Below are 11,724 nucleotides of genomic sequence, written 5' to 3'. Positions count from 1 at the left end.
CGCGGGATTCACGAGACGTCGGGGAAGCGGGCCGTGAAAAAAGGCGACAGGATCATCGGCGGATTAGCTCTCTTGAGTGTCGCTATCATCGTCATCAAGCTGGCCGGAGCAATGTACGGCTACGACCTTATCCAGATGGCGGTCGACGCTACAAGGCCAAAAGCTGCCGGCGGCTGGCCGACGGTGGCGAACTGAATGCGAACAGCCAGAACGAACCCTTTCGGCCCAAAGGTGTCACCGATGTCTTAGGTACGCTCTGTTACCTATGTCTTCGGTATGGACAATCGGGAAGATGGCGACCCCTGCAGGATTCGAACCTGCGACCACATGCTTAGAAGGCAAGTGCTCTATCCAGCTGAGCTAAGGGGCCGTAAGGCCTGGCCGCACGTTAGGTGCGGCGGGCAACACATGCCTGAAACCGCCGCCAAACTCAATGGCCGGCGTTCAATAAGTGCCTGGCTTCAGTGAGTCCAGGGCTGGATACGATTGAAGCGGAAGTTGTCGGAATAGGAGACGGTCTGCCGGATGGGATCCTTCGGAGCGACGACGCGGTATTCGATACCGTTGCGCTTGGCGTAGTCTTCCGCCTGCTCCTGCGTCTCGAAGGTGAGCTTGAGCTGCTGGCGCATGTCGCCCGAGGACGTATAGCCCATGATCGGATCGATCTTGCGCGGCGTTTCCTGATCGAACTCCAGAACCCATATATTGGTTTTGGCCTTGCCGGATTGCATGGCGGTTTTTGCAGGACGATAAATCTTGGCAGGCATTGCTGCAGCGCCTCCGATACGAGCGGAATGATCCGCCTTCTTGCTTCTCTTGCCTTGGCGCGATCCCTTACAGATCACGCGAACACGACTTTTGCTTAGCTGCGAATCCCTTTGTTTTCAAGCAAAAAGGCAGCCGCCACCGGGACGAATTCAAAGACTTCAATGAGGGGATTTTAAATGGTCGGAGTGGAGAGATTCGAACTCCCGACCCTCTGGTCCCAAACCAGATGCGCTACCAGACTGCGCTACACTCCGCACCGTCAGCATGATCAAAATGCGATCATGAGCTGATTTCCGCACCGCCGAACGCTTAGTCCTGCGGAACGCAGTGGGGAGATACACGGTTCATCTGCCCGCTGCAACAGGTAAAATCTCGGCCGGCACATCTTCCCCGATGAAATTTACTTACCGAGCTTTGCCGAGATGGTGGCACTCGTCACCTTGTCGCCAACGGCGAGGCCGAGTTTGCGAGCGATGCCGGCATTCAGCTCAATGACATAGGCAACCGGCCCGCCAGAGCTGATGATCGCTTCAGAATAGGGCACGGCGTTTTCCTGGATATGAGTGACGATACCCTTCTGATCCAGAAACAGCATGTCGAGCGGCAACTTGGTGTTCTTCATCCACATCATGACGGGCCGCGGCGTGCCGAAATCAAACAGCATGCCGTGATCGGCCGGCATGTTGTCGCGATACATGAGGCCCAATTCGAGCTGTGGCGGCGTCAAGGCCAGTTCCACGATGAATTTATGCGTCTGGCCCTTGGGCGATGCGATCGAAAGCGGTTCCGAATCGAAAGCCATCGACTGTTGCCCTGCGCTCTGTGCCGCGAAAGACGATGGAGCGATGGCCCCAACGAGAAAAAGCGCCAAAATGGCGCTTTTCAAAATTCCAAGAAATCCGGCTTTGTTCATGTCAATGTGGCCGCGTGACCGGGCTCGGCGCATCCGGGTGGATTTCCGCCGCCATCAGGCCCTTTTCACCCGGTCCGAAGCGGACAAGAACCACCTGCCCCGGCCGCAGCTCGGCCAGGCCGAAGCGACGCAGCGTTTCCATATGCACGAAGATATCCTCGGTGCCCTCGCCGCGCGTCAGAAAGCCGAAGCCCTTGGTGCGGTTGAACCACTTGACCAGCGCGCGCTCCAGACCGCTCGTCGCCGTCACCTGCACATGCGTGCGAACAGGCGGCATCTGCGAGGGATGCACCGCGGTCGATTGGTCCATGGAGAGGATCTTGAACGCCTGATAACCGCGCTCCCGGCGCTGGATCAGCGCGACGATGCGGGTTCCTTCGAGAATCGTCTGATAACCGTCGCGGCGTAGACACGTCACATGCAGAAGCACATCCTGCATGCCATTGTCAGGCACGATGAAACCGAAGCCCTTGGCGACATCGAACCATTTGACGACGCCTGAGATTTCGATGAGCTCGACGGTATCACCCGACATCTCCTCGAAGTCGACAACTCCCTTCGATGAAATTCTGTCACCCATCCTAGTCAGCCCTCGATTACGCGTCACACTGTTACGGTTAACTGATTCCCTGATATCAAGATTAACATCTTGGTAACGGAAAAGCGCAAGTCCTAGTTTTCGTTTATTCCCACCCTAAGATTATTGCTCCAAGACTTGCGCGAAGCTGGTGTCGCGATCGAAGATCCGCCCAGCTCAACATTAAGAGAGGAAATAGAATGCGTTATCTCCATACGATGGTCCGCGTCACCGATCTCGACGCCTCGTTGCATTTTTATAGCACCCTATTCGGGCTTACCGAAACCCGCCGCTACGAAAACGAGAAAGGTCGCTATACGCTCGTTTTCCTTGCGGCCGAGGAGGACGCCGAATCATCTCGCAGCAACGGTGCCCCCAGCCTGGAACTGACCTACAACTGGGACCCGGAGGAATATAGCGGAGGACGCAATTTCGGCCACCTCGCCTATGAAGTCGACGATATCTATGCGACCTGCCAAAAGCTGATGGACAACGGCATCACCATCAACCGTCCTCCCCGCGATGGTCACATGGCTTTCGTGCGTTCTCCGGACGGCATTTCCATCGAGATCCTGCAGAAGGGCGCCAATCTTCCCTCGGCCGAGCCCTGGGCTTCCATGGCCAACACCGGCTCCTGGTAAAGCCTAAGCTTTCGCGAGGCTTACGGCACGCGCGGAGCCATCCGTTTCGCGCTTGCAGCCCACGCCCATCCTCCGGCATGCTTGGACGACTCGAAGCATCATGCATCGGATATCGCGCAGTCATCGTTCCCAGTCGGCGCGCGCGGTATCGTCGTCCCTCGCAGGAGGCCGTTCCGATGCAAGCCATTTTTGCAGGGAACGTCCTATGTGCGATCAACAGATTTTATACGGCGGGAAGAAGCTAGCAAGCACAATTGCCGTTCTTGCCTCATTTGTGATGATTGCCGGCTGTGCGACCACGGCCAAAAAGCCGATCGAGACTTCGCAAGCTACGCCGGTCGTGCCATTGACCGTGGCAGAACAGCTGGCAGCCGATATGAACAGCAAGGCCGATGCGCGGCGACGCAAGGCCGATGTCGCCTATCGTGATCCGATGGTCCACAGCGTCAACGGTACACGTCAGCAGATCGTTGCCCAGCAGAACCAGGCACTCTATCCTGCGCCTACGGCCCCGACTGCGGACGGGCAAAGCGGTATTGCCGGCCTGGTCACGCAGCCGACCGGCGTCAATGCGAGCAGAAGCAGCATCTTTTCCGCACCGCCGCCCATTGCCGTCAATCCGGATGGGACGCTTGCCAAGACACAGACCGACGGCGGCCAGGCGATCACGCCGATGATGCGCAGCGTTTACAGCGCGCCATCAACCGCTATGCAGACAGCGGCGCCGCAGACGATGGATGCCGCCGTGCCGAACGGCCGCACATCGGCCGACATGCTTCCCCCGCCCGTCATTCGCAATGCGACCTCGCCGGCCTCGGGTTCGCCGCAGCCGATTGCCCAGGTGACGGCGTCCGGAGCGGCGGCAACGCCGGGCCCGAATGTCCATGAGTTGAACGGCAGACAGGCAGCGGCGCTGGCGCAGTTCATCGCGTCGAAGAACCAGCCTCAAAACGGCAAGCTATTGGTTCAGCCCGTGCAGGGCGCAAGCGGTCAGTAAAAGACCCGCGTTTCCAAGGAATCTTCGATGTCGCCGGCAAGGGCCTGTTAAGGCTCACTTATTCAGCACCGAGGATAGTTTCACCCATCTGTCATTTTTTTCCACAAAAAAGCAAATTTGCCGCTTGCGGGAATGAAATCACCCCGCTATAAGCGCGCCACACAACAGCTGAACGCGCCCTTCGTCTATCGGTTAGGACGACAGATTTTCATTCTGTAAAGAGGGGTTCGACTCCCCTAGGGCGTGCCACTGTTGTTCTTCTCCCATAGTCGATTCATTTAAGCTACCGCTTGCGGACGCAATAGGCTATTCCTATCTAGGCCGTGCAGCATGCGCCCTTCGTCTATCGGTTAGGACGACAGATTCTCATTCTGTAAAGAGGGGTTCGACTCCCCTAGGGCGTACCAACCGCGCGGCTCAACGTTTTCCACAAGCACCTCGAAAAATCATCGCCTAGTCATAGATTTTTCTGCGATTTTTCTCGTTTTTCCGCTTGCGGGAATGAAAGGTGCTGACTATAAGGGCGCCACAGCACGCGCCCTTCGTCTATCGGTTAGGACGACAGATTTTCATTCTGTAAAGAGGGGTTCGACTCCCCTAGGGCGTGCCACTGTTTCTCCTTTTAAATTGATGATTTTGCTTCGCAAAGCGCCTTTGTGCTCATGCGATATCGGACGTCGTTTCGTTACGGAGCTTTCGCCGCATCAGTGACGCGCAGCTGCACGCGGCGACTTCCCTGCCAGTGATCGGCGCCGAGCGTGCCGGCGACATGGATCTGTGCACCGCGCGACGACATCAGCAGATCGCCCAAGGGCGTCTCGGCCGCGCGGAAGGCGATGCCATCCACCCGGCCACCGTCCTGCGCCTCCAGCGTAATCTTGATATGCGACTGGCCGACGAGGCGAGAATCGCGCAAGCGGTGGCTCGGAAGCGCGAAGACGGGCTGTGGATGGCCCGAACCATAAGGGCCGGCGGTCTCAAGCCTGTCGATCAGCTCCACGGTCGCGCCGCTTGCGCCGAGCGCGCCGTCAATCTTTAACGTTTCGTTGGCAACCAGACCGGCCACCTGTTTCTCCGCCTTCTCCATGAAGAAGGCGCGCAGCTTGCCGAGGTTGCTTCGCTCCACCGTTAGACCGGCCGCCATCGCATGGCCGCCGCCCTTGACCAGCAGACCGGCATCGACGGCTGCGCGCACCATGCGACCCATGTCGAAGCCGTTGATGGAGCGACCGGAGCCTGTGCCCTTGCCCGATGAATCGAAGGCAATGGCAAAGGCCGGCCGGCGGAGCTTATCCTTGAGACGTGAGGCAATTAGGCCGACGATTCCCGGATGCCAGTTCTCCCGCGCCGTGATGATGACGGAGGCGCCGTCGCCATTGCCGTACTCCGCCAGGGCCTCTGCCTCGGCCTCCTGCAGCATGGCGGCCTCCATGGCCTGTCTCTCGCGATTGAGCTCATCGAGCTTCGCGGCGATGGTTTCCGCTTCGCCGCCGTCGTCCAGCGTCAGCAGGCGCGCGCCGAGCGCCGCATCGCCAATGCGGCCGCCAGCATTGATGCGCGGACCGATGAGGAAGCCGAAATGGTAGGGCGAGACGGGGCCGTTGAGACCGGCTTTGCGAAACAGTGCTGCGAGCCCGAGATTGCCCTGATGGCGGGCGGCGATCAGTCCTTTGACGACATAGGCGCGGTTCAAGCCCTTCAGCGGCACGACATCGCAGACGGTCGCAAGCGCGACGATGTCGAGCCAGGCAAGCAGATCGATGGATCGCACGCGGGAATCGCCCGCCTCCCGCAACAGCCGCAGGGCCGCGACGAGAACCATGAAGACCACGCCGGCGGCACAGAGATGCCCCTGCCCCGAAAGATCATCCTCGCGGTTTGGATTGACCAGTGCATGGCATGGCGGCAGCTCATGCGCCACCTGATGGTGATCGATGACGACGACATCGATACCGCGCGCCTTCGCCACCTCAAGCGATTCAAAGCTGGTGGAGCCGCAATCGACCGTGACAATCAGTGTGGCGCCATTGTCGATGAGCTGGCCGATGGCAGTGGGATTGGGGCCGTAGCCTTCGAAGATGCGATCGGGAATGTAGATGCTGGCGGGAACGCCGAAATGGCTCAGGAAGCGATAGATGAGCGCCGAGGACGCAGCGCCGTCGACATCGTAATCGCCGAAGATCGCGATTGTCTCGCCCTTCCCGATCGCGTGCAGCAGCCGTCGTGCAGCCTTTTCGCAATCGGTCAGCAGATGCGGGTCCGGCATTAGGCCGCGGATGGTCGGATCAAGGAAGGCCATGGCTTCGTCGAGGCCGACGCCGCGGCCGGCAAGCACGCGGGCGATCAGCTCCGGCAGGCCATGTGTCTGCGCAATGGCAAGCGCCCTGTTCTGGCCAGCCTGATCGAGCCTGGATACCCAGCGATTGCCTGATACCGAGCGCTCGACACCCAGAAATGCCCGCTGAACTGGATCGACCGGTTGCTCCACCATCTCTCCCGGAATTTGAGAGCGGCGTCCCTTTGAGGTACGCCGCCGCTACTGAGACTATTCTTTCGGCCGTTCGATACGGATGACCTGCGGCTCGCCGACGAGATAGCCTTCATTCTTGATTGCCGCAACCGCCTTGCGCACCGAATCCTCCGTCGTCGCGTGGGTGACGAGGATGATCGTCTGGTGATCGGATGGTGCCAGATGCTGCTTGGAGCGCTGCACGATCGATTCGAGTGAAATATGGTTTTCCGCCATGCGGGTCGCGACACTTGCAAAGACGCCGGTACGGTCGAGCACGGTCAGGCGGATGAAATAGCCGCCTTCATGGCTCTGCATCTGCGCCTTGCGGTAGGGCTCGAGCGCCTTGGCCGGATGGCCGAGCACCGGTACGCGCTGTTCGCCCGGCCGACTCTTGGCGATATCAGCGATGTCGCCGAGGACGGAGGAGGCCGTCGCGTTGCCGCCGGCGCCGGGGCCGACCATCAGCAATTCGCCGAGGATATCGGATTCGATCGCCACGGCATTGGTGACGCCATCGACCTGGGCGATGACCGAATCGAGCGGCACCATGGTCGGATGCACGCGCTGCTCAATACCGCTTTCGGTGCGTTGGGCAACACCGAGCAGCTTGATACGGTAGCCGAGATCGGCAGCAGCGCGGATATCCTCGATGGAGACGTTGGTGATCCCTTCGAGATAGATGTCGTCGGCCGCGATGCGATTGCCGAAGGCAAGCGTCGTCAGGATGGCGAGCTTATGCGCCGTGTCGTTGCCCTCGATGTCGAAAGCCGGATCGGCTTCGGCATAGCCGAGGCGCTGGGCTTCCTTGAGGCAATCGGCGAAGGACAGGCCTTCCTTCTCCATCCGGGTCAGGATGTAGTTGCAGGTGCCGTTCATGATGCCATAGACGCGGGAAATCGTATTGCCGGTCAGGGATTCGCGTAGGGCCTTGATGACCGGAATGCCACCGGCAACGGCCGCTTCGAAATTCAGCAGCGCGCCCTTTTCTTCGGCGATCTGCGCAAGCTCGACACCGTGATAGGCAAGCAGCGCCTTGTTGGCTGTGACGACATGCAGGCCGCGTGCAAGCGCCGCACGCACGGCAGCGTTAGCAGCACCCTCGGAGCCGCCAATCAGCTCGACGAAGACGTCGATATCGGCCTTCTGCGCCAGATCGACCGGACCGCCGAACCATTCAATACCCGTTAGATCGATGCCGCGATCCCGCGTGCGATCGCGCGCTGTGACGGCGACGATCTTGACGGGACGACCGCAGGTAACGGCAAGCTCGTTAGCGCGGCTCTGGATGATGCGGACGAGCGAGGCACCAACGGTGCCCAAGCCCGCAATGCCGATTTTGAGGGCATCTGCCATGGAAAATTCCTGATCAGTATTGGGACGGCAGCCGCGGAAACGGCTGCCGCGCGATATTATGAACGGTGAGCGTTCAGCGAAATGACATTGTGCATCGTCTCGTCCGCAGAGGAGAGGAAGCGCTTCAGGTTGCGCGCCGCCTGACGGATGCGATGCTCGTTTTCAACAAGCGCGATGCGGACATAATCGTCGCCCTGCTCGCCAAAGCCGATGCCCGGAGCAACCGCGATGTCGGCCTTCTCGACCAGCAGCTTGGAGAACTCCAGCGAGCCGAGATGACGGAACTTTTCCGGGATCTTCGCCCAGGCAAACATCGTCGCGGCCGGCGGCGGCACATCGAAGCCGGCCTTGCCGAAGCTATCGACCAGAACATCGCGACGACGCTTGTAGATGCTGCGCACTTCAGCGATGTCGGAACCATCGCCGTTCAGGGCGTGGGTCGCTGCTACCTGGATCGGCGTGAAGGCGCCGTAATCGAGGTAGGACTTCACGCGCGTCAGCGCCGCAATCAGCCGCTCGTTGCCGACGGCGAAGCCCATGCGCCAGCCGGGCATGGAGAAGGTTTTCGACATCGAGGTGAACTCGACCGTCACGTCGATGGCGCCCGGAACCTCCAACACCGACGGCGGCGGCGCGTCGTCAAAGTAGATTTCCGAATAGGCCAGATCCGAAAGCACGATGATGTCGTGCTTCTTGGCGAAGGCGACGACTTCCTTGTAGAAATCGAGCGCCGCGACATAGGCCGTCGGGTTCGACGGATAGTTCAGGATGAGCGCAAGTGGCTTCGGGATCGAGTGGCGCACGGCCCGCTCCAGAGGCGGGAAGAAGCTGTCGTCCGGCTCGACCGGGATCGAACGGATCACGCCGCCGGCCATAAGGAATCCGAAGGCATGGATCGGATAGGTCGGGTTCGGGCAGAGGATGACGTCGCCCGGCGCCGTGATCGCCTGCGCCATATTGGCGAAGCCTTCCTTGGAGCCGAGGGTGGCGACCACCTGCGTATCCGGATTGAGCTTCACGCCGAAGCGACGGGCATAATAGGCGGCCTGGGCACGACGCAGGCCTGGAATGCCTTTGGAGGAGGAATAGCGATGCGTGCGCGGGTCCTGGACTACTTCGCACAGCTTGTCGACGATCGCCTTGGGGGTCGGAAGATCTGGATTGCCCATGCCGAGGTCGATAATGTCCGCCCCGCCCGCTCGCGCGCTCGCTTTCAAACGGTTGACCTGTTCGAAAACGTAGGGCGGCAAACGCCGGACTTTATGAAACTCTTCCATTTCTTTCCCCATGGGACAGCGGCCCTCAAAACCGCGCTGAAGTTCGTTGATCTCCCGGCCAGCCGCGATACGAACTTGGGACTCGCGGCGCCGTATTCATGCTATCTCGAAAGATAAGGTGAATCTTGGGCGGCTATGCACGCAAAGTGCAATCCGCCGGCCAGATACATCCAAATTCGGCCTATCCGAACGCTTTGCGTCCAAATCGCCTGAAACGCAAGGTTAATTCTGCGTCGGGGCCGGCTGTGCGCTGCCCTCTTTCTGAATTTCCTGCAGCGTATCCTGGCCATGTTCGGCTGCGAGCTTGCGCATCTCGGCGACGCGCTTCTGGTACTCGGCCTCAGAAATCGCGCCAGCCTTGCGCTGCGATCCAAGTGCCGTCAGCTGCTTAGCCAGATCGCCGGCCTGCTGATCGTTGATCTGGACGTTTGCCGCGGTCGGCGGCGCGTTGAAGGAAGGATAGCCGTCCTTGTAATATTGCTGCGTGCTGGTTTCCACCACCGGCGTGCCCTTGGCGGGTTTTACGATGACAGCCTGAGGCGGCTGCTTGCGCTTGGCGAAGGCCGCCTTTTCCTCGGGCGTCGAGCAGCCCGCGAGCGTCAATGCGAGAATTCCGCACATTGCACCGCAGAGTACGGAATACCGGTTCAGTCTTGCCACCATGCCGCCGCCCATAATTGTCTTCCTGCGCTATTCCTTGCTGTGGGTTGCGACTGTTAAATTTGTCGCAGCAGCAAAGCAAGAGCAGGGTTGCGTTTCATTCGACTTGTATTCCTTTTCCCGCAAGATGTACAAATGGAAAACAAGACACGAGCTGCCGCCGGGAGGATGATGCGTGACCGACAGCAAGCGGGACAAGAATGAAGGCAATGGCGGCTTCCCCGGCTTTGATCCAAAGTCAGTCGAGCCTTACATCGTCAGGGATCCCGAAGCGATGGCCGTCAACTTTGCCCGTGCGCTGGAAAATCTCGGCAAGGCAGCCTCGGCCTGGCTTGCGCCGCGTGAACGCGGCGAGAAGGTCGACACGGTTGCCGATCCCTTCACCGACATGGTCAAGACGCTCTCCAAGGTCGGCGAATACTGGCTTTCCGACCCGCGTAGGACGCTGGAAGCGCAAACGCATCTTCTGTCGGGCTATTTCGGCCTGTGGACGAAAACCATGCAGCGTCTCAGCGGCGATTCGTCCGCCGAGGTCGAAGCCGAACCGGTGAAGGACAGGCGCTTTGCCGATGAAGACTGGCAGAAGAACCCCTTCTTCGATTTCCTGAAGCAGACCTATCTTCTGACGTCGAACTGGGCGGAAAAGCTGGTTGGCGAAGCGGAGGGGCTGGACGAGCATACGCGTCACAAGGCGGCGTTCTACACGAAGCAGATCACCGCCGCCTTTTCGCCGACCAATTTTGTCGCGACGAATCCGCAGGTCTACCGCGAAACCATCGCTTCCAATGCCGAGAATCTCGTACGCGGCATGAAGATGCTGGCGGAGGATATCAGCCTAGGCCACGGCGAGCTGCGGCTGCGGCAAACGGACATGACGAAATTCGCGGTCGGCCGCGACATGGCGCTGACTCCAGGCAAGGTGATCGCACAAAGCGATGTCTGCCAGGTGATCCAATATGAGCCGGCGACGGACAAGGTGTTGAAGCGGCCGTTGCTGATCTGCCCGCCCTGGATCAACAAATTCTACATTCTGGATCTCAACCCGCAGAAATCCTTCATCAAATGGTGTGTCGAGCAGGGTCACACAGTCTTCGTCATTTCCTGGGTGAACCCCGACCATCGTCATGCGGCGAAGGACTGGACCTCCTATGCCCGCGAGGGCATCGATTTCGCCCTTGAGGCGGTCGAAAAGGCAACGGGCGAGCAAGAGGTGAATGCTGTCGGATATTGCGTCGGCGGCACGCTGCTCGCGGCCACGCTTGCCCTCCACGCCAAGGAAAAGAACAAACGCATCCGCACAGTTACCTTCCTGACGACGCAGGTCGATTTCACCTTCGCCGGCGATCTGAAGGTTTTCGTCGATGAAGAGCAGATTGCGGCACTCGAAGAGCAGATGAATGTGCTCGGCTATCTCGAAGGCTCGAAGATGGCGACGGCCTTCAATATGCTGCGCGCCTCCGAACTGATCTGGCCCTATTTCGTCAATAACTATCTGAAGGGACAGGAACCCCTACCCTTCGACCTCCTGTTCTGGAATGCCGATTCCACGCGCATGGCGGCTGCCAACCATTCGTTCTACCTGCGCAACTGCTACCTCAACAATGCATTGAGCCAGGGCAAAATGGTGCTCGACGGCAAGACGCTGTCGCTGAAGGACGTGCGCATCCCGGTCTACAATCTGGCAACGCGCGAGGATCATATCGCGCCGGCCAAATCCGTCTTCGTCGGCAGCCAGTATTTCGGTGGTCCGGTGGAGTTTGTGGTGACCGGCTCCGGTCACATTGCCGGCGTCGTCAATCCGCCCGACAAGCATAAATACCAGTTCTGGACGGGAGGCCCGACCGGCGGCGACTATGAGGAATGGCTCGCCGGGGCAAAGGAGACGCCTGGCTCCTGGTGGCCGCATTGGCATGCCTGGATCCTCGCGCAAGACCATCGCATGGCGGCAGCGCGCCAACCAGGCGGCAAGGCCCTCAATGCGCTTGAGGAGGCACCCGGCAGCTTCGTCATGGAACGGGCATAAGTC

The 11,724-nt window shown here is 59.7% G+C and carries 11 protein-coding genes and 5 tRNA genes; 7 read left to right on the top strand and 9 right to left on the bottom strand.

The features are described 5' to 3' along the window. Positions 1 to 195: hypothetical protein (locus tag AC13RM_RS08650; RefSeq protein ID WP_488554821.1), on the top strand; the 195-nt coding region annotated here is incomplete at its 5' end. Positions 196 to 293: 98 nt separating this feature from the next. On the opposite strand, the gene AC13RM_RS08645 is transcribed toward AC13RM_RS08650, so the two are convergent. The 5 genes from AC13RM_RS08645 to AC13RM_RS08625 form a co-directional block, all read right to left on the bottom strand. Next, positions 294 to 370 (bottom strand) — tRNA-Arg (locus AC13RM_RS08645). A gap of 91 nt (positions 371 to 461) precedes the next feature. Beyond that, a complete protein-coding gene (locus AC13RM_RS08640; RefSeq protein ID WP_113233387.1) occupies positions 462 to 767 on the bottom strand; it encodes an ETC complex I subunit in 306 nt (101 codons plus the stop codon). A 178-nt stretch (positions 768 to 945) separates the two neighbouring features. Next, a tRNA-Pro gene (locus tag AC13RM_RS08635) sits at positions 946 to 1,022 on the bottom strand. A gap of 146 nt (positions 1,023 to 1,168) precedes the next feature. Then, on the bottom strand, positions 1,169 to 1,681 hold the full coding sequence (locus tag AC13RM_RS08630; RefSeq protein ID WP_374817064.1) for a DUF192 domain-containing protein: 513 nt from the start codon (positions 1,679 to 1,681) through the stop codon (positions 1,169 to 1,171). Between the two features lies 1 nt (position 1,682). Then, positions 1,683 to 2,261: a cold-shock protein gene (locus tag AC13RM_RS08625; protein WP_015339721.1), complete on the bottom strand. Its 579-nt coding sequence runs from the start codon at positions 2,259 to 2,261 to the stop codon at positions 1,683 to 1,685. A 197-nt stretch (positions 2,262 to 2,458) separates the two neighbouring features. Between AC13RM_RS08625 and AC13RM_RS08620 the strand changes: the two genes are divergently transcribed. The 5 genes from AC13RM_RS08620 to AC13RM_RS08600 all read left to right on the top strand — a co-directional run bounded on the left by AC13RM_RS08620 (position 2,459) and on the right by AC13RM_RS08600 (position 4,506). Then, entirely contained in the window at positions 2,459 to 2,899 is a 441-nt protein-coding gene (locus AC13RM_RS08620; RefSeq protein ID WP_374817063.1) for a VOC family protein, read from the top strand. Between the two features lie 205 nt (positions 2,900 to 3,104). Further along, positions 3,105 to 3,896, top strand: a complete 792-nt coding sequence (locus AC13RM_RS08615; protein WP_488554820.1) for a hypothetical protein — start codon at positions 3,105 to 3,107, stop codon at positions 3,894 to 3,896. 174 nt (positions 3,897 to 4,070) lie between these two features. Further along, positions 4,071 to 4,145, top strand: a tRNA-Glu gene (locus AC13RM_RS08610). An 83-nt stretch (positions 4,146 to 4,228) separates the two neighbouring features. After that, a tRNA-Glu gene (locus tag AC13RM_RS08605) sits at positions 4,229 to 4,303 on the top strand. 128 nt (positions 4,304 to 4,431) lie between these two features. Further along, a tRNA-Glu gene (locus AC13RM_RS08600) sits at positions 4,432 to 4,506 on the top strand. Positions 4,507 to 4,581: 75 nt separating this feature from the next. Here AC13RM_RS08600 and recJ read toward each other — a convergent pair. From recJ to AC13RM_RS08580, 4 genes are all read right to left on the bottom strand, one after another. Further along, a complete protein-coding gene (recJ, locus tag AC13RM_RS08595; RefSeq protein WP_374817061.1) occupies positions 4,582 to 6,387 on the bottom strand; it encodes a single-stranded-DNA-specific exonuclease RecJ in 1,806 nt (601 codons plus the stop codon). Positions 6,388 to 6,441: 54 nt separating this feature from the next. After that, positions 6,442 to 7,761 carry a homoserine dehydrogenase gene (locus tag AC13RM_RS08590; protein ID WP_113233384.1) on the bottom strand — a complete coding sequence of 440 codons (1,320 nt, stop codon included), beginning with the start codon at positions 7,759 to 7,761 and terminating at the stop codon, positions 6,442 to 6,444. Between the two features lie 56 nt (positions 7,762 to 7,817). Further along, positions 7,818 to 9,038, bottom strand: a complete 1,221-nt coding sequence (locus AC13RM_RS08585) for an LL-diaminopimelate aminotransferase (RefSeq protein ID WP_374817060.1) — start codon at positions 9,036 to 9,038, stop codon at positions 7,818 to 7,820. Between the two features lie 222 nt (positions 9,039 to 9,260). Beyond that, on the bottom strand, positions 9,261 to 9,713 hold the full coding sequence (locus tag AC13RM_RS08580) for a hypothetical protein (RefSeq protein WP_113233383.1): 453 nt from the start codon (positions 9,711 to 9,713) through the stop codon (positions 9,261 to 9,263). Positions 9,714 to 9,873: 160 nt separating this feature from the next. Here AC13RM_RS08580 and phaC point away from each other — a divergent pair, with 160 nt between their 5' ends. Further along, a complete protein-coding gene (gene phaC / locus AC13RM_RS08575; RefSeq protein WP_374817058.1) occupies positions 9,874 to 11,721 on the top strand; it encodes a class I poly(R)-hydroxyalkanoic acid synthase in 1,848 nt (615 codons plus the stop codon). The last annotated feature ends 3 nt before the right edge of the window (positions 11,722 to 11,724 follow it).

This window comes from Martinezella sp. CNPSo 3732 (assembly GCF_057784515.1).
The sequence above is the reverse complement of the archived record's forward strand: the minus strand, read 5'-3'. Positions and strand labels throughout refer to the sequence as shown.